This is a genomic window from Bartonella sp. AC70YNML (genome assembly GCF_042196545.1).
In the GTDB taxonomy this organism is placed as follows: Bacteria; Pseudomonadota; Alphaproteobacteria; order Rhizobiales; family Rhizobiaceae; genus Bartonella.
Genome location: NZ_JBHIQK010000006.1, coordinates 26,873 through 51,684, shown reverse-complemented (window position 1 = coordinate 51,684; position 24,812 = coordinate 26,873). Strand labels below are relative to the sequence as shown.

The window sequence follows — 24,812 nt, the reverse complement described above, 5'->3', positions numbered from 1 at the left end:
CCTTTATATTTATTTTACCGTTGTTTAACGAAACTTGAATTGCTCTTTTTACTTAAAAGAGGCTCATATTCTTTTTTAAAATCGGGTTTTACACCAAGAAAACTAGCTGTGCGACGAACAATATTAGCAAGCATTGGTCCAGCATTCATCGCCGCTGTTGCTGAACGCTGTCCCTCTGCAGGCTTTGGTTCATCGATAATTGTTAAAACAACATAAGCAGGATCATCAATAGGAAAAGCAGCAAGAAAACTATTGAAATTTTTTGTTTTAGAATATTTTCCATTTTCAACTTTCTCAGCTGTTCCTGTCTTACCACCTACACGATAACCTTCTACTTTTGCATTACGTCCAGACCCAATCTCACTATTTAATTGATAAAGGTAACGCATATTTTGACTTGTTTTAGCATGCAAAACCCGTTTTGCATGGTGCAAAGTTTGTTCTTTTGTCCGTTTTAAAAATGTCGGAGCAATTAACCAACCACCATTCATTAAAGCAGCAGCCCCAACAGCTGTTTGCAAGGGAGTTGTTGCCATACCATGCCCAAAAGCAATCGTCATAGATTGGATATCCTTCCAATGATGTGGTACAATAGGATGAGCAACTTCAGGCAACTCTGTTGCGAGTCGATCCAGTAGCCCAAGTTTTTGCAAAAAATCACGATGTTTATCAATTCCTATCGCCAATGCTTCTTTAGCAGAACCAATATTGGAAGAATAAACAAAAACCTCCCATAACGTTAAGGGACGATTTTTTCCGTGAAAATCATGAATAATATATCCACTACTTGCTTTTATGGGCTTTGAAGCATCAATAATACTGTTTAAATGAAAAATATTGGAATCAAGTGCCATGGCAGTCGTAAAACTTTTAATAATCGATCCCATTTCAAATGTTCCGGCCGTCATCCGATTGAGACGATCACTTTTTAAAGCTTCAATAGGATTTCCAGGATCAAAATCTGGTAGAGATGCCAACGCCAAAACTTCCCCCGTATGTATATTTAAAATAACAGCTCCTGCAGCAATTGCCTTATAACGCTTCATAGCCTGAATAAGTTCATCATGGACAATTGCCTGAAGTCGCACATCAATCGAAAGCTGAACTTGTTTTAATGATTCTTCCATGGCAAGACCAGCAGCACGCAGAGCACTCAAACCCGCATCATCAATATATTTTTCCATACCTGCAATGCCTTGATTATCAACATTCACCATGCCGAGAATATGGGAAGTTACAGGTCCATCGGGATAAAAACGACGAATTTCAGTCCGAAAACCAATTCCTGGAATACCAAGGGCCATAATTTGTGTCTTCTGCATTGGTGTTAACCCACGCTGTATCCAAGAAAAACCAGTTTTTCTTTTTAAGCGCTTATAGGTTTCCTGCCAATTAAGATCAGGCAAAACTGTTGAGAGCAATTCAATGGTTTCATCCACATCAATAATACGTCGTGGCTCAGCAAAAAGTGAATAAGTTTTAATATCTGTTGCCAATAAACGACCATTACGATCAACAATATCAGGCCGCGCCGTCAGTTGAAGAACTCCTGGCCCCTTTGCTTCTTCAATCTGTCCACCTTCCAACCCATAAGAAATAAGGCAAGCCCCCATGATGCCATATAAAACTAAAAAGCAGAACAACGAAAAAAGCAAACGTGGACGACTAGAATAGGGACGACGAACAGAAACATTATGATTATTCAACGAATTCTTAAAGTGCTTTTTCTTCTGTAAGAATAAAAAAGTCGACTTCATCACTGCACGCCTTTTTGGACAACACCATTCATCTGAGAATCCCGACGATTTGCCAAAATATCTTGATTATCTTCCAAGATATTTTGTTTAATCAATTCTTCAATTGGATCATGTACCCGTACCGGAATGTCTTTAAATTCTACGATTTGACGCGGCTGTATAACTTCTAATCCAAGTTCTTTTTGATAACGTTTCGCAAGTTTTTGCATGCGCGAAGGCTTGATCATCACAGCCCACTCAGCATGAAGCAAACTCACCGTATTTTTTGCTGCAGCAATTTCATGCTCAAGATGAAGAACTTCATTCATTCGTTTTTGAACATCATATTTTACCTTATAAGTAAGACCTGCCATACAAATCATAATCATCACTAAAATCATATCAAATGTACGAAAAACTGTCATTTCTTGCCGCCTTCAAAACTGGCAATCTCTGCTAAACTAAATAATTTCATATCTTCTGTAAGAGCCTCTGCTTCAGTCCGTACACCAATACGCAACCGCGCAGAACGTGAACGAGGATTTTTCTGTAACTCCTCTTTAGTTGCCGTGATCCCACCTCTAAACAAAGGAAAAAATGTTGCTGGAGCAGCCTTTATTTCTGGCAGATAGCGTGATCTCATACGTTCTCCAGAACGAGTCGAAAAAAATCTTTTGACCATACGATCTTCAAGAGAATGAAAACTGACAACCCCCAAACGGCCTCCAGCTTTTAAAACGCGTTCAGCAGCAAATAAACCACGCGCCAATTCACCAATTTCATCATTAACATAGATACGAAGAGCCTGAAATACACGTGTTGCAGGATGAATACGATCTCCCGGTTTACGTCCTATCAACGTTTCGATAGCATACGCCAAATCACCCGTACGCAAAAAAGGCTGAACAACACGACGCGTTTCAATCATCCGTGCAATTCGTCCCGCATAACGCTCTTCTCCTAATACCTTAAAAATACGTGCCAAATCTCTTGCTTTTAAATGATTGACAACATCGCTAGCTGTAAAACCAGTCTGAGCCATTCGCATGTCCAATGGCCCATCTTTTTGAAAAGAAAAACCTCTTTCTGCTTCATCAAGCTGCATTGAAGAGACACCAATATCCAAAATAACTGCATCCACCTTCTCTTCAACGACACGATCAAGCTGTGAAAACGCCATATGGACCAAACGAAGGCGTGGAAAAAATTCTTCAACAAGCGATTGTCCTGCACTGATAGCATGAGGATCACGATCAAGAGCAATCACCTGTGCCCCTGCCTTTAACAAAGCGCGCGTGTAACCACCAGCACCAAAGGTGCCATCAATCACTTTTGCTCCAACCAATGGCATAAGCCCAGCCAAAACTGGCTGTAACAACACTGGAATATGGCGTTCAGCTCTTTGATCCTGCTTTATCAAAATAATCCGTCTTGAAGTTATGCTGTCTTAAATCAACAGCTCTCTCATGGCAACTGATCTTAGAATAACCTGGCCTTCATCACATTAATCACAATGAACGAAAAAACTAAAGTTATCCTAAAACAGATCCTAACGCATTATACTTAAAGAAATGTTATAATTTTTTAAAACACTCTTTGCTCAAGTGTCCATTTCAAACACATAGACTCCATAAAAGACCATATATAATTGATCTTATAAAATATCGCGTATCATCATGAAATATCAGTCGGCCTATAAGCCGGGTTCTGTAGAGTAAAGCTTACACTTTACATGGCAACCATTCATCTGGGACGGATGTTACCATCCGCCTCGTGCAACCTACCCGAATGACTCGCCCGGAAATCGGCTGCAAATTAAATTTTGCACGTCATTTCTATTTGGTCTTGCTCCCGGTGGGGTTTACCTTGCCACATTCATTACTGAATGCGCGGTGGGCTCTTACTCCACCCTTTCACCCTTACCTATTAAAATAGGCGGTTTACTTTCTGTGGCACTTTCCCTAGGGTCACCCCCGCCGGGTGTTACCCGGCACCGTCTTTCCATGGAGCCCGGACTTTCCTCACCTGCCGCCTTTCAGCATTGGACAAGCGCGGCTGCCCAGCCGACTGACATACTGATTTATAAAACATTTTTTGCTCCGTGAAAATAGCATCTTAAAATATTTTATGACAAACCTCTCTCAACAGATGTTTTTATTTTAATGAAGCCAGATAAGTCTTTACTTTTGCGCAATATTTCGCTGAAATGGAATTCATTTTTTTTGCAGCATGACCTGCGTTATATTTAAGGATTGTACCACACGTACTTCCACCACTGAGTTTATAGGCCCGTGCCAAATAACGCATACCATATTCAAGATTGGTCGCAGGATCGTACAAATCCTGTACAGAACCACTAAAGCCCAACCCTCGTGCCGTAGAGGGTTTAATTTGCATCAAACCTATTTCGCCAGCAGCCCCCTTTATACCTGCCTTATAATTACTTTCAACTTTTACAACAGCATGTGCTAAATTAACCGGAATATTATACTTATTTGCAAATTTCTGAATAAGAAACTCATAAGGACGATTAGAAATCTGAGAAGCAACACTCCCTAAGCCTTCTTTTGCTTCTGCAACATTTAAAACACTATGAGCCCAACTTATATCAAATACAAAAAATACAGCACACGCTGTATTTAACAAAATTTTCAAAAATTGCATTTTCTTTCTCTCACTCAAAAATTCTCAAATTCTAACCGCAAATAATTTTCGAATGCATTGTACAAAAAAAGAAAGCAAAAGAACGGCTTGAAAAGGGAAATATTAAGACAATTTCAAGATAAAGTTCTGTATAAAAAGAAAAACTCTTTATACAAAAATTATAGACTTCTCTATATCATCAAATAAAAAAATTAAAAGCCTATAATTAAACTTATATCATATTAACTAAAATGATATATTCTATCAAGTTCTGCTATATCTATTGTATCAATCAATTTTTATATTACAAAATAGCACTTTAAAAAGATATGATATTTTTTTATATACGATGATTAAATTTTTTATTGATATCAATCCCACAAAGCAATAGAGACGAGATCATCTTTACCAAAGATCCTCGATATCGCAAAAGTTTCACAAAAATAAAACCCGTTATTGATGCTTCTTTCTAACCAATAAACACGCGCAGCATTCTTTATGGCCCCAATAAACCATTGACTAAAATCAACCCCTACCTCCATCACTGTGCATAAGGAGTCCATAGATATACAAAAACCATCATACGCTATTTACCAATTCAAAATATTGCAACAGACTTTTAGCTCTCAAGATATCTCAAAGAAGCTTTTTAATTCCTTTTTAAAAGAGTTTTTATCCACACAAGCCTCCCACTTGTGGTATACAAGAAACTGATTTTGATTTTTTCACCATGGATAAATTTAAAATGAGAGGATTTTATAATTCTTAAGATTCTCATTCAATATAAAATGATAAATTATCATTATAAAACAATATACTAAAAAAGTTATATCCGTTTTTTCCTACAACAAAGCTTAACAATTACTTGTGTCTATTTTTTTGAAAAATGTTAGAAAGCTCAATACCCCTAAAGCCTTTTTAAATAAAAATAGACCTCTCATCTTCATTCAAATATTTTTTCTTTGTCACAGACTATCATCTTATCAGCCTTACACCTCATTTTCAGAAATCATACAAGTGGATAAATATCCTAAAATCCGTAGAATAAAAAAGCTTAAATCCTTTAAAATTTTTTATTTTCTCATATCAAATAAAAAAATAACCGGCATATAAAATGCGGTTAACGTGTTTTATTATAGTCAATACTGCTTTTGTCATTGTAGCGGTTGATAATGCAATTAACTTGGACCAATACCCTTGATAGACTTTCTATCACTCCTGTAATGATTGCAACATTACCCTTATACTCCAATTGCTTACCTTTTGAGAGATAAATTTTGTTAATACCTTACAAATTGATTATCTCCTCGCACTTTTCAAGACTTCACGAAAAGCTCTTGCTCCTTAAAATAAAACCCAAAAGCGCGATTAAAAAAATAGCTAAAAATAAGCATTAGCAATGGAAGGACGAGAAATCGCTTTCGAGAGAGCCATAGCAACAGTTTCACCAGATTTTTGAGCCTGTTCACGACTCTGCCCACTTTTAGAAGCAAGCGCAATTACATCACGACGCAGCTGCGCAATAAACAACTCTTGCTGTTGAGGGGTCATTTTAGAAAGATGCTTGATGATATCTGGAAAAGATACGGATAATCTCTCTAATAACTCCTCCTCTGTTACATCAAGCTGCTGAGAAGACAAAGAAGAGTGACCGGGAAAAAACTGATAAACAACACCACTTTGAAAAGCAAAAAAGACAGCGCCAAAAATAAAAAACACAAATAAAATAAAAATAATACGATGCGAAAAAGATTCCATTATCTCTTACCTAAAGATCACAGAATACAAACATAGATTCCCTTTACGATTTCCCTTATAGCATTCAACAATGCCTCAATAAAGAAAAATCAAATTATTCAAAATAAATACGCTAACACTATCCGCCTAACAAGACATCCCCCTCTACATATTTACGTACTATAGGCGAAACAATAACAGATCTTACACTTCCCCCCTATAAAACCTTACACATCCCCTAAAACAATTATAAAAAGCCTGACTGAGGAAATCCTCAGTCAGGCCAGACAATCTAGGGGATCCACGCGGGGGGGGGGGAGGAGGTTCCCCGATTGTCCTCTTACATCAACCACTAAGATAGCCGATGCAATATTCTTGCTATGGAATAAAATTCTTTAAACAACAAGAAATTCTTATCATCTTCTACGCAAAAAAACATAAAAGAATTATAAATTATTTAAAAATGTTTAAATTTAGGCAAAAAAAGTTCAAAATGACCCAATTTGAAGCAATTTTATTTCAAGAAGCATCAATTAGAATCTACGATCATTATAACTTTTAAATAGTTTCTTTCATAACTCTGATGATCATATTAAAAAACAGTAATTTCTACGTATCCACCCTATAAAAATTAAACTATGTAAAAGTAGAATCGCTTTTCCAACAGCAATCACCACAAAAAGAAAAACGTAGATTTTTAAAATCTTACACAAATAACCGTAAAAAATGGAAAACATCTTCTTGCAAGAAAGCTATGAATTATTCATATAAAACAATAAATTAGAGAAATAAAATCTTATCTATATTTATAAAAAATTTCTGTAAATGATCATTAAAATATTGTTACATCCTTCATGTAACAATCAATGAGGAACTTAAACAGCTTAATCTTATGAGAAAATGAGAACTCTGAAGGTATTTGTTTCGAATCACGCCCCATCGTCATTCCAAGTAACGATAAACCATTTTACAATAACCAACAGTCTCTAACTCATTTTAACATAACAAACCGAAATCAACGCAGACATTTTCTCTTAATCTCTATCATTTAAATGATCCCGTAAAGTAATACACACAGTAGTTTCTATGCTCAAAAATTTTTATAGTCTGTTCTTCTAACGTAAACAATTCATTGATTTACAATCATAACTCATCATTTTACAATTTACATGAGAGATCTCAAGAACGTAAGGTTCCCTTATTTTCAATCTTCGTCTATTGAATTAATGAATAGCCATACTATCGCACATCACAAACAAGAAGAAGCATATGGATAAAAAACATAAAACGATGATGCCTGCTTACAACTTTTACTTAAACTAAAGACGATGGTGCCCTATCAATTTTACGCTATACCCACGGACTGCGTCATAAGATGAGCGGCAAACATAAAAAGAAAGAAAATACTTTTGGCAAAAACAATGGACTTATTTAATAACCTTCATAACTTCTCATGATAAATGAGATACGAAACTTTAGTGTAATATCACGCTTTTTTTCCTACTTTCAGCCACAAACTATCCCTAGATCATCGCAGATCTTATTTTATGAATATAATGCATTGTCTTACCCTTTTACTTTTTCGTCTTTTTAGAGCATCTTTTTGCACCCCTCACTAAAAGTTCCAAGGTACTCCTTATCTAAAAACCTGTTTTAAAGAGACATTTTAAGATCTATTGGGCACCACCATCTTTGACATTTATAAAGGTATGAGCCTTCACTATATTATATTGTGCGGCATTATATCATATTGCAGCCGCTCTCACATTTAGAAAATGTATGAAAGATGTATTTTCTTTTACAAACGGTATCATTAAGATAAATACCTTCTTTTGTAGCAGACAAACAGACTCTTTCGGATTCTGAAACAGGAAATTTGAAATGAGACAACATTCCTGTATTCAAACCTCTTATTGAGTTTAAAAAAATCAATGATCTTTTAAAATCAATATATTGGCTAATAAAATATAATATCAGGACACCTTAAATAATGATCCTCATAGGCTTAACTCTATAGAAGGTGTTTCATTATACAGCCTACACGCCGCTATAAAACACCAATACTCCCATATAAAAACATAATACAAATGTAAAAAACAATAGCTTATCAATGATTGAATAAAGTTTTATCTCTACGCTATTCCTTGAGAAAAATCAGAGAATAAAGTGCGTTAACAAACGCGATTTATGCAAAATCTACTTGTTTATCTTTGATATCGTCAACTAATAAACGCGGATCACGAGCAAGCCAAAGTGTAACCATGCCCTCCTTACTATTTTCATTTTGTATAGGAGTAAGACAAACTGTTTGCTCTAGCATAAGTCCGGCATTTTTTAGCCACTTTTCTATTTGTAAAGTCGAAAATCCAAGACGCATATATGCTTGATCAAAATGTGAAGAATCAGCTTTATGATAACCCAAATCCACAATCAATAAACGCCCATAGGGACGCAAAACACTTGATATCTCATGAAGAAACATTTCAGGATTTTCAAAAGAATGTAAAACCCAATGAAGAATAACTAAATCAAAAGTTGTATCTCCAACAGACAAGTGAAAAACATCGCTATCAAGCACAACTTCAACCGCATGCGTATAAAGATTAGAAAACAATTTTAAGATAGAGTCTCCACCTCTTCCAATATTCAGCATCATCTGAAATGGTTTATCGCCAATGATTTCAAGTAAAGAGTTTTCTACACCATGATCTGCCATATAGGATGACCGTAATACATCCCGTTGCAACGCATTTTGTAAGAAATGCTTCTTCCTCCTTTTTTGACGCTGCTTTTTAACATCCTTCAAACGTTCTAAATCATGCGCTAACAACACATCATTCTTTGGTAAAGACGAAAGAATACCCATCACAATGTCTTTACCCCCAAAATCATGACAAAGCTTAAAATAAAGGCTATCCCCCTTCTGATAACGCTCAATCAATCGTGCTTCGTACAATAAACGTAAATATCGTGATATACATGCTTGCGACTGATCAAGAATAAAAATAAAATCAGGGATTGTTAAATCTTCATGACGCAAGAGCGTAAGAACACGTAAATGGCTTACTTCTGCAACCGCTTTCAGCAGCTCAATTATTGCATCTAAACTTGTACTTTTTTTCATAATTATCCCCTAAACATTCCTATAAACATTTGTTTATAGGAAAAAAAGTCAAGCATACAACGCATATTCTCATCTATTTTGTGCTCTCTATTTTATCATACTATGAAAAAAATAGGCTCATGTAAAAAACGAACAGATCTTATCCATCTGTTTCTCGTTATAATGATAATACATTGATTTATAATAATAATTCATTCATTTTAACTTGAATAAAAAACCGGAATACCATAAATTTTTCTCATTTCAAATCTATTTATGATAAATCAATCCAAATCATTCTCTTACAGCACATAAACGGAGGGAACATATAGATAAAAATACCTTTTATGCCCACCTCAAAACAAGAACTGCATACCATTGAGAAAAAATAAATAATATGATAGTGTCAGCTTGCATCTTTATTAAGTAAAGACGATAATGCTCAATGACCAGAGCATTTGTAGAAGTAATACTATACTCTTCATCTCCTCCTTTTCATTGCAATTTTACAAGCAATAACCGGTTATATATCATGAGTAGAATAACCCTATTTAGGTCATAATTTCATAAGATGTCTCTTACTTTTTTCAATGAATAAAAACTTCCACAGAGCACACACACACTTTATTTATGAAATAACAAACACAATAAAATACACTATTATTCCAACAAAGTTGCGATAAGATAAAAATTCTAGCGTGTAAGAGGTTTATAATTTGCATGCTTAGGATTAAGAGATTCCGCCCCAAGACGACGAACTTTATCAGCCTCATATTCAGCAAAATTACCTTCAAACCATTCTACATGACCATCACCTTCAAAGGCTAAAATATGTGTTGCCAATCGATCAAGAAACATACGATCATGCGATATGATAACTGCACAACCAGCGAAATTTTCCAATGCATCTTCCAATGCACCCAATGTTTCAGTGTCAAGATCATTTGTCGGTTCATCAAGAAGAAGCACATTCCCCCCCTCTTTTAGAAGTTTCGCCAAATGTACGCGATTGCGCTGCCCTCCTGATAAATTTGCCACCTTCTGCTGCTGATCTGCCCCCTTGAAATTAAAAGCCCCGCAATAAGCGCGGCTATTCATCTCATATTTGCCTAATTTAATAATGTCATTTCCACCAGAAATTTCCTCCCAAACAGTTTTATCCCCCACCAAGGAATCGCGACTCTGATCCACATAACTCATGTGAACTGTTTCACCGATACGTATCTGACCTGAATCGGGATTTTCCTGTCCCGTTAACATTTTAAACAAGGTCGACTTTCCCATACCATTGGCACCGATAACGCCGACAATGCCGCCAGCAGGAAGTTTAAAAGAAAGAGAATCAATCAATACACGTTCACCATAAGCTTTAGAGAGATTATCAACCTCAATAACAACTTGTCCTAACCTTTCTCCAATAGGAATAATGATTTGCGCCTCTCCAGGACGGCGCTCACGTGCTGCTTGAACCAACTCATCATAAGCCTTAATCCGAGCTTTTGACTTTGCTTGTCGCCCTTTTGGACTAGAAGCGATCCATTCTTGCTCACGTGATAAAGCACGTTGACGCGCTGCCTCTTCACGGCCTTCCTGAGCCAAACGCTTGGCTTTAGCCCCCAAATAAGCAGAATAGTTCCCCTCATAAGGAATACCTCTACCGCGATCTAATTCTAAAATCCAACCCGTTACATTGTCGAGAAAATAACGATCATGGGTTATCAAAAGCACAGCCCCAGGATATTCACGTAGATGCCTCTCAAGCCAAGCCGTCGTTTCAGCATCTAAATGGTTTGTCGGTTCATCCAAAAGTAATAAATCAGGTTTTGACAAAAGTAATTTACAAAGCGCAACACGCCGCTTCTCACCACCAGAAAGCTTTGTGACATCCCCATTGGCTGGCGGACATCCAAGAGCAGCCATAGCCATTTCCACTTGACTTTCTAAATCCCAAAGATTCTGACTATCAATAATATCCTGAAGCTGTGCACTTTCATCAGCCGTTTCTTCGCTATAATTCATCATCAATTCGTTATAACGCTCAAGAATTGCCTGTTTATCTGCAACACCTTCCATCACATTGCCGCGCACATCTTTGCTTGCATCAAGCAAAGGCTCTTGTGGTAGATAGCCACAGCGCGCTCCTTCACAAAGCCATGCTTCCCCTGTATATTCCTTATCTAGCCCAGCCATAATACGTAAAATCGTTGATTTACCAGCACCATTTGGCCCTAAAATACCGATCTTCGCATCTGGATAGAAAGACAAATGAATATTTTCTAAGATTTTTTTATTGCCGTAAGACTTGTTGAGCCCAGCCATATGATAGATAAATTGACGTGCCATAAATTTCTCTTTATATTGTGCGATATTAAAGATTAGGGTTTGAAAAAATTGCTTTCGCTTTTTGAAACTGTACAGTAAATAGTGCTTACACCGTATCAAAAGCTTTTCGCTTTATATTGGTACATTTTTTCTAATCTCACAAGCCCCAGTATGGTTCTGAATGCAAAAAAACATCGCCTCAAAAAGCAAAAAGCAAATCTTTTTAGCTGTCCCTGAAACATGTTATCAAACATTGCCCATCTTTTCCATACCAGATATAACCTTGTATTTTTATCGTATTAAACCAACTTATCAATGTGATAGGATACCAGAAAGAAAAGCAATTCTCTACGCGCCTTCTTTTTTTGCCTTATGGGCTTTATATTACGCCGTAAAAAATCCTTCCCTTTTTTCATCGATTTTTTGTTACGGAAAACAATGGACTTCACCCCTTTCCTTGATGTGGCTTAAATTACGTTTACAAAATGACTGCCGCCTTATGGGATCTGACGTCCCAAGCCCAATGATCATGAAGGCATTGCATCAACACGTAGCAACAAATGATTACAGTGCACTCCCCATTGGTACGTGGTTACAATTCGTAAAAAACTATAAAACAAATTGTAAAAACTTATCCATTCCCCTCTTTTGGCTTGATAACTGTAAAAATAGTATCAATATTCAGCAACTCATTTCAAAACTTCAAGGCGAAATATAGCTTTTTAAAAATACGATAAAAGCGCGTCTCCTATAAGGAATATATTTATGGAAAAAAAAGCCTTAATCGTCATTGATGTTCAAAATGACTTCTTACTTGGTGGAGCACTTGCAGTACCACAAGGTGATACTATTTTACCCGCCATCAATAATCTCATAAATCATTTTGATCACGTTATCTTAACCCAAGACTGGCATCCCAAAAACCATTGCAGCTTTGCTTCCTGCTATCCTGAAAAAAAAACCTATGATACAGTCACTCTTGACTATGGTCCTCAAATACTTTGGCCTGATCATTGTATACAAGGAACACAAGGAGCAGAGTTTCATACATCTCTTAGAGTGGAAAAGGCACAACTTATCCTTAGAAAAGGCTATAATCCAAAAATGGATAGTTATTCTGCCTTTCTTGAAAATGATCAAAAAACACCAACAGGTTTACATGTTTATCTCAAAGAACATGGTTTTACCAAGCTCATTATGTGCGGCTTAGCAACTGATTTTTGTGTCGGATTCTCTGCTCTTCACGCCATACAATACGGTTTTAAAGTCAGTGTTTCATTAAATGCTTGTGCTGGTATTGATGTAAACGGATCACTAAACACTATGCTTAAAACTATGAACGAAGCAGGTATAGAACTGTTAATGCTCTCCTAAAATATTCTTTTCTCATCTACCATTATAACATTCTGATTTATAATGAATAAATTTTTTTACCTATTTAAGAAAGGAACCCAAATATCGTAAAATTCTCTCATTTCACCCCTATTTCAATACCATTCTCTTAAAACATCATAAATAGGATTGATGTATGAATAAAAATCTTGCAAAAAAAACAGCCAAAATGCTTCTTATGAATCATTAAATGCAAAAGCAGTTATGGTACTAAAAGCTGGTAAAAAGTATAGCGTAAACTTGCACCTTATATTGAAGTCAAAAAGCCTCTATACGTCAAAAGTTATCCAAAAGATTATACATTATTTACCTCATGGAGGAAAATCGCGCAAGAGTGTCAACTTTAAAACAAAAACATCAATAAGCAATAACATGGCATTTTTTGCATAAAAAGCCTCTCTCTATTCAAAGACATGCGATAAACAAAAGCGTGATGAAAACACGAATTTTTCATTACTTAGACACGCCCTGTTTATCCAATTGACAACGCTTAAAACGAATCGAAGAATACAATGCTATTCCAATAATACAGACTCCCACAAGTCCTGTTAAAACTTCAGGAACCGATATAATCGTTTGCAGATACATAATCACTGCAAGAACTAGAATTGCATAAAAAGCACCATGCTCTAAATAACGATAATGCAATAATGTTCCTGATTCAACCAACATAATTGTCATAGAACGAACGTAAAATGCTCCGATACCAAGACCTATCGCAATAATAAAAAGGTTGTGTGAAAAGGCAAAAGCACCAACCACGCCATCGAAAGAAAAACTAGCATCAAGAACTTCTAAATAAAGAAACGCCCCTACTCCCCCGTGAGCTACTGTTGTTAAAGTCTTTTGAGGAGTATCCAAGAGATGACCGACAACTTCAACACCGATAAAGGTCAAAAGTCCATAAAGTGCTGCCAATAAAAAAGTTATTTTATTTTCTGCGTCAATCTGACCTGAAACAAATAAGATCAAAATCAAAACAATTGCAATATCAATTCCAACAAGCGCCCCAAACTTTTGAGCAGGTCTCTCTATAACATTAAGCCAATGCACTTCTTTTTTAGAATCAAAAAAATATTTTAAGCCAACCATCATAAGGAAAGTTCCTCCAAAAGCGGCAATCCCCATATGTGCATCGATTAAAACTTCGGCATATCGATGTGGTTCCCATATCGCTAATTTGACTGCCGCAATGGGATTAATCCCAACAGCAACGACAACCACCAATAACGGAAAAACAATCCGCATCCCAAATACAGCTATCAAAATGCCCCATATAAGAAAACGGCGACGCCATAACGGATCCATTCTACCAAGAATACGCGCATTGATAATAGAATTATCAAAAGATAAAGAAATTTCCAAAATCCCTAAAACACAGCAAATAAAAAAATATTTAAGAAAACCAGTAATGCTTCCCGTTTCGAACCAACCAATAGCCCCTCCTAAAAAAATACCAATAATCGTGAAAAAAAAAGCACACCCAAAATAGCGTAATAGGGCCATGATCATTCCTCAAAGTTTATTTTCTAATTCAACTACAGCACACACAGTATAAATCCAAAGCTTGCATCTCTTTAAAGTTGCATCTATTAATGCAGGGGTGTATAGAATATATATGGTAAGGTTACATGAAAATTCTCTCAAAAAAAAAGCAAGAGACAAATGTAGCAACAAGGAATTTTGTTTTGAAGTAAATATCAATTGTCAATACAATAAATGAAAGATTGCTTTCTATCTACGAAAATAAAAAAATAACAAGAAATTAAAGCTATAATATTGACATTATATCATAGAATATTAATACATAGTGTGCTTTTATTATTTAATGATTTATACCATGATGATTTACCGAGGGAGATAATTCGTGGCACGTCCTGAAACTGAATCAAAAACCATATTTGGAAAACGTTTACGTTATGTACGTCTTGCTTTAGGCGATCCATCACGTGAAACCTTAGCTAAAAGTTTTAGCATGACAAAAAATTCCATTGCTTTTTATGAGCGTGGAGAGAGAGAACCCAATCTTAGTGTCTTACAAACATACCGCACGTTATATGGTGTCAATATTAATTGGCTTTTAACTGGACAAGGAAAAATGTTTGACACCGAATATACAAAAGGTGATTTTGACTGGAATTATTTTATTAAAAAAATCGAGGGACTGGAAGAAACACTTTCCGATAGTGATCGTAACGAAAAACTAAATCAAGAAAAAATCGACAGTTCTTATGAAAAATTGCAGCAATATTTGTCAAGACAAGGTTTATCAAATGGTTTTAACCCTAAAACTACAACCTCTCTTATTGATATGAAAGCTAAAATGGCCAATTCTTATACCCTTAGCTTATTCATTGATTTACTCATTCGAAGCGTATCCCAAAAAGAGGTTATAGCTAATCAATAAACGTCTATTTAAAAAGAAAAACAAGAAATGATTAAACTCTACCAGTATGGAGAAAAGTGTTTTTTACTTTATCCGTGCTGGTGAAATTTTATATAATTTATAAACTTTGTTTCTATAACGACAGAAAAAATATTTGCGTTGTAAATAAAAGTATAGTGTCATTAAATTAAAAAAAATAATTTTATAGTATAAAATTCTCATTCATATCTTATTGACAATAATTTTTTTCTTGTTAAAAGAATAATAGCTCTCATAGAAATTATTTTTTAAGGTCAGAAAATTTAAGGGGCATATATTGACGACTTCCTAGAGAGACATAGATTAATGTTTACAAGCGGATTAGTTAAATATTTATCCTGAAAATTATCAGCTATTTTATGAGGTGGGAAGCATGTATTTTGAGGTGTTTCAAGGAGTTCACAATCAATGGTACTGGCGTTTAATCTCAGGAGATGCACAAAAAATTGCTTTTTCTAGTAAAGGTTACCCAACAAAACAAGATATCCTAATCAATATTGAGCAAATAAAAGAAATTACACATAAGGCTCTTATTAGAGAACTACAGTCCTAACGTTCTTTACCATTAAAACAAGCGTTTATTTTGTATAATGGTATGGTAGTTACTTTTGTGACAAATGAAAAGTGATGGATTTCCCCTCAATGAGAGAAAGTTCTTGTGTTATTTCTAACACTCACAAATAACAGTCATATTCTTACAGATTATATGTTTATTTTTAATCATACTCAAATCTCTATAGCCTTTATCAAAAAGAAAATCTCTTAAGTTTTGTATTTTTCATAAAAAATAAACAAACATGAAGAGAAGATAAATCATCAATGATGAAATATATTTACTCTCCAAGATATTAATATCTTTTACGTTCATATTCCTCTTCTGTATCTGATAACCATAACTGACTTACCGATTTCATCTTCATAAAAAGCAAATATCTCTTTCTTTCTATTATCATGCAATTTTTTATACCTATTAGCTGAAACTATCGTGGCATTTATACCTTACATCTAAAAGGAACGCGCAAAATTGTTTCCAGCAATAATATAAAATTTCTGGATTGTATAAACACGCTTTTTAATAACCAGCCTACCTATAAACTAGTTTATCATCATAAATTCTTATTTTATGATCAACGACGCTCTGTCTTATAAAATTAAATGTTGTCATAAAATCAGAGTAAACCTGAATATCTCTTCCAATACAATCTCTCCATCAGCACCATAATTGGCTTCATTAAAGTTTATCTCTCTCGTCATTCCAATATTCCTAACACATTTCCAAACCCTTTAATGCAAAATATGAATACAATCACTCTTTATCATCTTCAGATTTAAGCATTTTTTTATATTTCTTTTCATTTTTTTCATATTGCTTAATTTGTTTTTTCAGTTTTTCAATTGCTTGGTCACGTCTTTTAATCACCATACTTTGCTCTCTAATAGCCCTATCTCGTTCTTCAGTCATCTTCATAGAATCTCTTAAAAACTCATGCTTTATTCTTCTAGATTCCTCTTTTAAAATTTTCACTTGACTGCGATAATATAAAGAAAACCGAAATATAACCCCGCTGCATAACAAAACAACAACCATTGCTCCCAATAAAATTTCGTTTACACTCATTTGGATCTCCCTTAATTGTCGCTCAAGTGATCATCTTGATCAATTTGTTTCATCCTCAATCAAAAAAAGAATGCAATAAACCGCATGTTCCAAGTGTGAACAGTCACTCTCGGCGTTCTTATTTTCTCCATTAAAGCATTGATAAATGACGCAAAAAAATCTCTGAAAGCGGCTAAATCTACACTCACACCAATTATTTGCGACACATTTATTGACACAAAATACAAAAAATAAGGAACGTCAAATAAAACTAACGACGCAATCCAATCATACAAGCCTTGCCCAAATCGTTCCTATCTTCCTTTTTTACGCCATGTGGAATGCGGCTATATATGAAAGTTTTTCATTATTACAAAAATCTTCAGTGTCACAAAGCACAGCATTTCTGTAAAATTTTGCCTTCCCACAAATCTTTACATCACCACAAACTAAAGCATCATTATAAACTCGAGCCTTTCTACAATCACGAGTATCACCACAAAGTTCAATACATTGAGCATTCAAAACTTGATCAAAAAAGACCGCATTAGCATAAACATATGCATCTCCACTCATATTTAAATAACGATAAAGTTCTTATTTTTCATAAACATGCGAACTCGTACGAACGACTAAACAACCATATGTTAATGCATTGTTATAAATAACAATATCATTATAAACACAGACTTCATTATAAACCGCAGCATCATAAAAACACATTCACCCCCATAAGGGCATTGATCGAATGTGCAATTCTACCAAACAACCACCTTTGTGGATCAGATTACCTTCCTGTTTAATAAAATATCCAAGATCACTTTTTTAATATTTCCCATTTTTTTACGCATATATACGATATACCATCTGATAGTGATCTAATTTATTACAATAAAGAAGAAATCAGTATTCTTTGTCTATGCAATTTACATTTTTTCTACAGCCATTATCCTATCTCTTAAGGCTCTAAAGCTTTGTTATATTCACACACTACCTCAACGCAGAATTTTTTTTACAAATTCTGATGTTGGGGTATATCTTGATTTATAATGCTGCTACGTATACTATCATAGTGAAATCTCATAAACATACGAGTGTGTATCGCCCTTTCTGGTATACACATTTACTTTTTCACAACCGTGGAACTAAGCAACCATTTTTATTGATTCGAATCTGAAAGTGTATGGGGACATTTTGTTATTAGTTAAAAACAACTCTATATGCTTCCTTAGCGAAGAGCTACACATGGATATTTTCACGCTCCTTGTATCATATATTCTGGATTCGCAACGCAATATTAACGCTATAGCGTAAATATGTAAAGGTCTAAAAATGACAAAGACTGAAAAAGATTGGTTCCAACGCTTAGTTGAATTGATAAAAAGTGACGGACGAACAATGATTGAAATAAGCAGAGCTGCAGGCTGTGGACAAAATTACGTCCAACAAATGATAAATGGAGGCAAGAGGCCTTCTGTAGATAAACTCATGGCTATTTTGAATACACTGGGAAATGCTAGTGCCATATATGTAATAACTGGTTTCAACATTTCCGATGAAGATTTAAAACTCATAACTTTGATTTCGTCTGGAGATAAAAAGAAGATTGAAGCCTTAAATGTTCTGTTGAATGAGCAGAATCTGTAGAATTTTCTACTTTATCCAATATCGCTTGCTTTTGAGACGTCGATAAAGACTCCCATTTCACAATAATATCAGATAAAGTTGTTTCAAATTTTTTATCATTCTTCATAGTCATACTCCATGTAGTCACACTATATAACGCTAAAGCGTTTAAAATATATCTCATACCTTAGAAAAAAATATTTGCAATAGGCAGTATGGAAGCAATTGTGTACAAACTTATTTTACAAAATCAGATGAAGTTCTATTAGTCATGTACCATGGTGAAACAGAAAGCATCACACGATCCAGACCTTCTTATGAAAATTGGTATAATCTATCAAAAACGCGAATAATGTTACGCAGATCTTGCGATTCGGACCAATAAAAACTAATGTGAAAATATCCCTGAAGACACTCCTGAACTCTATATAAGAGAACACGAAAGAGCTTTTTTGAAAAAAATACATCACAATTTATTCTACATAGCACTATCTATGTTTTTTTAACAATATTGCAAAGCAAGAATATAACAATGTTATAGGAATAAATTCTTATAAACAGAGCCTCACTACCTAAAACTCTGTAACACATTTACAGGTAACCTCCCCTCTAAACGCACCTTGTAAATACTAATATAAGTCTCTATCATAAGCAAAAATGATACTATTAAAAAATAAAACGAATCACCACGCACAATCTTTTTACGTAAATTTGATACAGATTTACAACAAGAGAGAAATTCCCTTATGCAAATGAAGAATTATATTTTCAAAGTATGACTTTGAAGAAGAAGTATACTTTTCCCAAAAAACACTCTCCCTGCCAATAATTTTTCATAAGAGAAGAAACTCATAACAAAGATCAAACTCTCCTCACAATCAATACAAGGAAGATTTTAGCAATACAAAAAAGAGCTAGGTTTATCAAAATACGATCAATCCCCGATGAGAATAAAATCAAAAAAGACCTTTGGTTCTTCAATAACAATTCGAATTACATGCTATACTTTGAGCATTAAACAGAAAATACACAAAGTCCAAAATGGTATTTTAATGAATTTTCCAATATCATAGAAAACATTTCTTACAGAATAATAAAATGCTTATTACAATAGAATCTGGATGATGCAAAGCAATAGAAACAATCACTCAATTGATTTTTCAAAGAATAATTAATAAAATTCTTTCAGAGAACACGCCACCGTCACTATGAACAATATTTCTCAAAATATCAAATAGAATTCCTTTCTTGTGAAAAAGAAAATATCAACAAATGTTATCATCGTTGCCCCCATGATACATATGAATGCCCATAGATCACATTCTCTTATACACTAACCTTTCATCACGATGATGCTATTCGAACGTCTAAAAGACATTAACATCACTTAGAAAAAAGCAAATTTACACTAAATTTTTTTTGAGCCATTTGTTCTGAACAGGTACAATCTTTAAAATTGCTTTTATTGAGGTCTATTTATTTGCAGAACAAGTATAAATAAACTTATCCAATGAAGCTTTTAGCCTTCTATTTTATGAAGAACACCATACAGAAAAATTATAAAACAGTATATGAATTAAAAAAGTAAATAGGACACATATCAGTTAATCCAAATGCTAAAAGGTTGCAAGTGAGAGAACTTCTTTGATGAAACTAAGAAAACATACCATCATATTAAAGCGACTGAGAGAAAAAACTGCAACAAACAACGACTAAAAGATTCTAAAAAAACAGGAAAATAAATAAAAAACGAAAAAGGTAGAATCTCAAAACTTTTAAGCGATCTATTTTTCTATTGGACATTTCCCTATTGGTGGGCCCGGAGGGACTCGAACCCCCAACCAAGCGGTTATGAGCCGCTGGCTCTAACCAATTGAGCTACAGGCCCTACATAGGTTGTTTCTCTCTAAACTAAAATGCCCTATGATACAAGAGCTGACAAAGATTATAACCCATCTTTTTCTCTTTTTTTCTCTTTTCTATTGGTTTTTTTTCCAGTGCTCTAATTTCTTTACAAAAACTCTCAAAAATGAGAAAGTAATAAACTGATAAATATTAAAGGAATAGATATGATAAAAAAGAAAATTCAACCACTGAAGGGGTCTCTGGTTAAAACAGCTATATTAGCATTCACACTCTTAACCACTTCATTGACTGTGCATGCTGAAGCAAACAAAATAAAAAATGCAACAATCACAGTGACTGCAACCGGAGAAAGTCAAGCAGCACCGGATATGGCCATTATTAATCTAGCCGTTGTTACCTATGACAAAACTGCCCAAAAGGCATTAGCTTCTAATAATCAATCCATCAATGATATTATAAAAGCTTTTAAAAACAATGGTATCCAAGCAAATGATTTGCAAACATCAGGCTTATCCATTTATCAGTCGACCTCTGATAACCACCACGAAAAAAAGAATAATGAAAAACTCTATCATGTTTCAAATTCTTTAACCGTGCGCATTCGTGATCTTACCAATGCTGGTAAAATCTTTGATCAAGCGATGACACTAGGTGTTAATTCAGTTAACGGCATTACTTTTACCAACGCAGATACAAAGCCATTTTATCAAGAAGCACGTAAAAAAGCCATTACTGAAGCCATTGAAAAAGCGCAAACGATAGCACAAGCTGCCGATTTAAAATTAGGAAAAATTATTGAAATCAATGAAAAGGATGATTACTACCATCCAGCACCACGTCTCATGAGTAGAGCAGCAGATGCAAGCTACGCAAATACAAATTTTGCAGGTGGTGAATTAAATTATAATGTGAGTGTCACTGTAGTCTTTGCGATCGATTAAGTCACCAACTGTTGTATAAAAAATCACATTACTGGCCTTCACGTAGAAGACCAGTAATGTGATAAAGATAATCTTCCTCAGATAATAATTCGTCTTCGTAAATCTCTATCTGTTCGCGTGCAGAAATACGCGCGATATGTACCGTCTGACAATCTCCTGATACCAATGGATGCCACCAATGAAGATCTTTTCCCTCGTAAATTAATCTATAAGCACAACTTTCTGGAAGCCAACAGGCTGTTTTAACTGTTGTAATGTCTAGCGATATACAATCTGGTACAATTGATTTACGATGAGCATAATCTCGACACCTGCAGGTTTCCCCATCTAAAAGACGACAAGCAATACTGGTTGCATAAAGGTCACCCGTATCGTCGTCCTCAACTTTATGGAGACAACAACGGCCACAGCCATCACAAAGGCTCTCCCACTCAGAAATGGAAATCTCTTCTAATTTTTTTACTTTCCAAAAGGGAAGTTCTTCACTCATAAACTCAGACACACCTTTTTAAATTAAGACGATCTATAAAAAATGAAACATTTAATTTCTATAATTTCATCTATTTTTGTCTCTTAAAAAGATTAAACTCAATGTATAGTTTAAACCATGTTCTTAAAATCCATCTGAATAAAAAGAGAATATTCAAAAAATAGCGTATATAAATGAACGTAACCTATTAAAACATCTTTTTGTAAACTTAACGAAGAATAAAATGCGTCACCTAAAATGATAGAAAAATTCCGCAAAGAATATACATTTTCATCAAAAAGTCCGTATGTTGCAATATAAGTTTATTCCTAATAGATCTCATTTCTTAAAAAACGAGCCGTGCTATACGCAAGGTAATGTTTTATCGTTCATTTTTTGAAAGCCCCCCTACTCTTTACTCCATAACCACCCTTTGCCCTATATCTATTGAGATAGTATAAAGCCCCAAAGATAAGAAAAACATTAAACATCGTAAACTTTCTAGATTATTCAAATTCTTCCTATGTTTTTCTCAAAAAAGTATCCAAGTACAACATAAAGCACCTCCCCCCCTTCATTAAGAAGAAGAAGAAGGAAGCTATTAAAATGCACACGAATTCCTTTATTTAAGAATCGAGAAAACTGCGCAATTTTCGTGAACGGCTAGGATGTTTTAATTTACGAAGTGCCTTTGCTTCGATCTGACGAATACGCTCTCTTGTAACTGAAAATTGTTGTCCTACTTCTTCCAACGTGTGATCTGTATTCATCCCTATTCCAAAACGCATACGCAAAACACGCTCTTCCCGCGGTGTTAATGAAGCAAGAACGCGTGTTGTCGTATCTCGCAGATTAGCTTGGATAGCAGCATCAATTGGTAATAACGCATTCCTATCCTCAATAAAATCACCCAAATGGGAATCATCTTCATCACCAACAGGCGTTTCGAGTGAAATAGGCTCTTTTGCAATTTTAAGAACTTTTCGTACTTTTTCTAACGGCATAGAAAGCTTGCTAGACAATTCTTCTGGTGTTGGTTCTCGTCCAATTTCATGGAGAATCTGACGCGAGGTACGAACGATTTTATTAATTGTTTCAATCATATGAACAGGGATACGAATTGTACGTGCCTGATCAGCAATTGAACGTGTAATAGCCTGACGAATCCACCATGTCGCATAAGTTGAAAACTTGTAACCGCGCCGATATTCAAACTTATCCACAGCCTTCATCAAACCGATATTGCCCTCTTGAATAAGATCAAGAAACTGCAAACCACGATTGGTGTATTTTTTTGCAATTGAAATGACAAGACGCAAATTAGATTCTACCATCTCTTTTTTCGCAATTGTTGATTCGCGTTCACCTTTCTGCACCTGCATAACAATCCGACGAAATTCACCAATCGAAATAGCCGTTTCTTGCGCAAGATTTTGTATCTCACTTCGCAGTTTATGGATTTCTTTTGCTTCACGCACCGAAAACTCTTTCCAACCAGGTGTAGGCAAAGCAGCAATATAATTCATCCAATCCGCGTCCAATTCACGCCCTTGGTATTCTTTTAAAAAATCCTCATGGCCAATGCCATAGCTATTGGCAATCCGTTTTAGCTTACCTTCATTATGAATCAATCTCTTATTAATGTCATAAAGCTGTTCAACTAAAGCTTCAATACGATTTTGGTTTAAAGAAAGAGATTTTACTGCTTGAATCAACTCACCCTTTAATTGAATATATTTCTTCTTCTGAGAAGATGTAAGGGCCCCCTCTTTACGCTCTGCCAAACTGCTTTCAACATGCTGATCTTGTAATTTTCGTAATTTTACATAGGTTTGAGCAATAAAATCCAATGTTTCCATAACTTGAGGACAAAGTTCATTTTCCATTGCAGCAAGCGATAAGTTAACATCGTCCTCGTCTTCTTCATCATCGTCTTCAATGTTTCTCTCTCCTGCGCTCTCCCCCATATTACGTATACCAGAAGACATTTTTTCTTCTACTGTCTTATCAACTTCACTTCGCTCAATAACAGGAGCCTGCTTTGCTTCTGGACCAGCATAAGTCGTTTCAAGATCAATAATTTCGCGAAGAAGAATACGCTGTTCTTTTAACTCGTCACGCCAAATAATAAGAGCCTGAAAAGTCAAAGGGCTCTCACAAAGTCCGGCAATCATTGTCTCACGGCCTGCTTCAATACGCTTAGCAATGGCAATTTCGCCTTCCCGCGAAAGAAGCTCAACAGCTCCCATCTCACGCAAATACATACGCACCGGATCATCGGTGCGATCTGTTACTTCGCGTTTATTCGTTGTCGTTGCAATTGCGTGGCTAGAGGCTTCTACTAAATCCCCCCCCTCTACCGTAACTTCTTCTTCATAATTTTCAGACTCAACTTCATCCTCATCATCCACAACATTAACCCCCATCTCAGAGAACATCGCCAAGATATCTTCAATTTGTTCGGATGTAACCTCGTCAGAAGGAAGAACTGCATTGAGTTCATCCATCGTTACGTAACCATTTTTTTTGGCAAGTTTAATCATTTTCTTGATGGCATCATCAGAAAAATCAAGAAGAGGGCCATCTAAACTCGCTTGGCTTTTTACTTCTGCATTATCTTTCTGTTTAACCTTTGTTGCCATACCATAACTCCACTCGATCACGCCATAGTTTCTATGTGACCAGCTTTTTTGTTCTCACTTCAATCACCCAATAGTTTCTTATATATATTTCTTAAGAGATTACTATTAGAAAGAATACATTTTGTATACACCTTGTCATTCAGCCAAAAACGCGGGAAAACTCCAGAAGTTTCCCCGACACCTCTCAGTCCTTCTGAGATAATCTCTGTACCCTATCGTAAGAACCAATTTCCCGCTTTTCCTAAAATTTGCCCGCTTTTCCTAAAATTTAATTGTCATCTTTATAAGAATGTCACTCCACATAAACTTCCTC

Annotated in this window: 20 protein-coding genes, 1 tRNA gene and 1 other RNA gene; 6 read left to right on the top strand and 16 right to left on the bottom strand. The window is 35.2% G+C overall.

The window, feature by feature from the left end:
* Positions 1-14: 14 nt before the first annotated feature.
* The 9 genes from ACFIMU_RS05550 to ettA form a co-directional block, all read right to left on the bottom strand.
* Positions 15-1,757: a peptidoglycan D,D-transpeptidase FtsI family protein gene (locus ACFIMU_RS05550; protein ID WP_375696883.1), complete on the bottom strand. Its 1,743-nt coding sequence runs from the start codon at positions 1,755-1,757 to the stop codon at positions 15-17.
* Complete coding sequence (locus ACFIMU_RS05545) at positions 1,757-2,161, bottom strand: hypothetical protein (protein ID WP_375606961.1); 405 nt, start codon at positions 2,159-2,161, stop codon at positions 1,757-1,759. Before ACFIMU_RS05545 ends, ACFIMU_RS05550 begins: the two co-directional genes overlap by 1 nt.
* Positions 2,158-3,156 carry a 16S rRNA (cytosine(1402)-N(4))-methyltransferase RsmH gene (gene rsmH / locus ACFIMU_RS05540; RefSeq protein ID WP_375606960.1) on the bottom strand — a complete coding sequence of 333 codons (999 nt, stop codon included), beginning with the start codon at positions 3,154-3,156 and terminating at the stop codon, positions 2,158-2,160. The genes ACFIMU_RS05545 and rsmH overlap by 4 nt, the downstream gene beginning before the upstream one ends.
* Positions 3,157-3,416: 260 nt before the next feature.
* Positions 3,417-3,807: RNase P RNA component class A (rnpB, locus tag ACFIMU_RS05535), an RNA gene on the bottom strand.
* 83 nt (positions 3,808-3,890) lie between these two features.
* Positions 3,891-4,400, bottom strand: a complete 510-nt coding sequence (locus ACFIMU_RS05530) for a lytic transglycosylase domain-containing protein (protein WP_375606959.1) — start codon at positions 4,398-4,400, stop codon at positions 3,891-3,893.
* 350 nt (positions 4,401-4,750) lie between these two features.
* Complete coding sequence (locus ACFIMU_RS05525; RefSeq protein ID WP_375606958.1) at positions 4,751-4,942, bottom strand: hypothetical protein; 192 nt, start codon at positions 4,940-4,942, stop codon at positions 4,751-4,753.
* 817 nt (positions 4,943-5,759) lie between these two features.
* Entirely contained in the window at positions 5,760-6,137 is a 378-nt protein-coding gene (locus tag ACFIMU_RS05520) for a hypothetical protein (RefSeq protein ID WP_375615072.1), read from the bottom strand.
* A 2,164-nt stretch (positions 6,138-8,301) separates the two neighbouring features.
* A complete protein-coding gene (locus ACFIMU_RS05515; RefSeq protein WP_375696882.1) occupies positions 8,302-9,240 on the bottom strand; it encodes an ArsR/SmtB family transcription factor in 939 nt (312 codons plus the stop codon).
* Between the two features lie 672 nt (positions 9,241-9,912).
* Positions 9,913-11,562, bottom strand: a complete 1,650-nt coding sequence (gene ettA, locus ACFIMU_RS05510; RefSeq protein WP_375606955.1) for an energy-dependent translational throttle protein EttA — start codon at positions 11,560-11,562, stop codon at positions 9,913-9,915.
* Between the two features lie 160 nt (positions 11,563-11,722).
* On the opposite strand from ettA, the gene ACFIMU_RS05505 reads away from it, so the two are divergent.
* On the top strand, positions 11,723-12,259 hold the full coding sequence (locus ACFIMU_RS05505; RefSeq protein WP_375606954.1) for a hypothetical protein: 537 nt from the start codon (positions 11,723-11,725) through the stop codon (positions 12,257-12,259).
* Between the two features lie 47 nt (positions 12,260-12,306).
* Positions 12,307-12,915 (top strand): bifunctional nicotinamidase/pyrazinamidase, encoded by a 609-nt coding sequence (gene pncA / locus ACFIMU_RS05500; protein ID WP_375606953.1) that lies wholly within the window; start codon positions 12,307-12,309, stop codon positions 12,913-12,915.
* 471 nt (positions 12,916-13,386) lie between these two features.
* Here pncA and ACFIMU_RS05495 read toward each other — a convergent pair whose 3' ends face one another.
* Entirely contained in the window at positions 13,387-14,439 is a 1,053-nt protein-coding gene (locus ACFIMU_RS05495) for a DUF475 domain-containing protein (protein WP_375606951.1), read from the bottom strand.
* A 361-nt stretch (positions 14,440-14,800) separates the two neighbouring features.
* On the opposite strand from ACFIMU_RS05495, the gene ACFIMU_RS05490 reads away from it, so the two are divergent.
* Positions 14,801-15,340, top strand: a complete 540-nt coding sequence (locus tag ACFIMU_RS05490; RefSeq protein ID WP_375606950.1) for a helix-turn-helix domain-containing protein — start codon at positions 14,801-14,803, stop codon at positions 15,338-15,340.
* 391 nt (positions 15,341-15,731) lie between these two features.
* Positions 15,732-15,911, top strand: a complete 180-nt coding sequence (locus ACFIMU_RS05485) for a DUF1508 domain-containing protein (RefSeq protein ID WP_142416545.1) — start codon at positions 15,732-15,734, stop codon at positions 15,909-15,911.
* Between the two features lie 753 nt (positions 15,912-16,664).
* Here ACFIMU_RS05485 and ACFIMU_RS05480 read toward each other — a convergent pair.
* Positions 16,665-16,976 (bottom strand): hypothetical protein, encoded by a 312-nt coding sequence (locus ACFIMU_RS05480; protein WP_273790799.1) that lies wholly within the window; start codon positions 16,974-16,976, stop codon positions 16,665-16,667.
* A gap of 576 nt (positions 16,977-17,552) precedes the next feature.
* Positions 17,553-17,678: a hypothetical protein gene (locus ACFIMU_RS05475; RefSeq protein ID WP_375606949.1), complete on the bottom strand. Its 126-nt coding sequence runs from the start codon at positions 17,676-17,678 to the stop codon at positions 17,553-17,555.
* A 609-nt stretch (positions 17,679-18,287) separates the two neighbouring features.
* On the opposite strand from ACFIMU_RS05475, the gene ACFIMU_RS05470 reads away from it, so the two are divergent.
* Complete coding sequence (locus ACFIMU_RS05470) at positions 18,288-18,602, top strand: helix-turn-helix domain-containing protein (RefSeq protein ID WP_007347852.1); 315 nt, start codon at positions 18,288-18,290, stop codon at positions 18,600-18,602.
* Here the strand turns inward: ACFIMU_RS05470 and ACFIMU_RS05465 are convergent.
* Together ACFIMU_RS05465 and ACFIMU_RS05460 are read right to left on the bottom strand one after the other, a co-directional pair.
* Entirely contained in the window at positions 18,526-18,708 is a 183-nt protein-coding gene (locus ACFIMU_RS05465) for a hypothetical protein (protein WP_273790801.1), read from the bottom strand. The two genes, ACFIMU_RS05470 and ACFIMU_RS05465, sit on opposite strands and share 77 nt — an antisense overlap.
* Before the next feature lie 1,684 nt (positions 18,709-20,392).
* Positions 20,393-20,469 (bottom strand) — tRNA-Ile (locus ACFIMU_RS05460).
* Positions 20,470-20,650: 181 nt separating this feature from the next.
* Here ACFIMU_RS05460 and ACFIMU_RS05455 point away from each other — a divergent pair.
* Complete coding sequence (locus ACFIMU_RS05455; protein WP_375606948.1) at positions 20,651-21,388, top strand: SIMPL domain-containing protein; 738 nt, start codon at positions 20,651-20,653, stop codon at positions 21,386-21,388.
* A 28-nt stretch (positions 21,389-21,416) separates the two neighbouring features.
* On the opposite strand, the gene ACFIMU_RS05450 is transcribed toward ACFIMU_RS05455, so the two are convergent.
* Positions 21,417-21,878 (bottom strand): YcgN family cysteine cluster protein, encoded by a 462-nt coding sequence (locus ACFIMU_RS05450; RefSeq protein ID WP_375606947.1) that lies wholly within the window; start codon positions 21,876-21,878, stop codon positions 21,417-21,419.
* A 605-nt stretch (positions 21,879-22,483) separates the two neighbouring features.
* Positions 22,484-24,499: an RNA polymerase sigma factor RpoD gene (gene rpoD, locus ACFIMU_RS05445; protein WP_375606946.1), complete on the bottom strand. Its 2,016-nt coding sequence runs from the start codon at positions 24,497-24,499 to the stop codon at positions 22,484-22,486.
* Between the last annotated feature and the right edge of the window lie 313 nt (positions 24,500-24,812).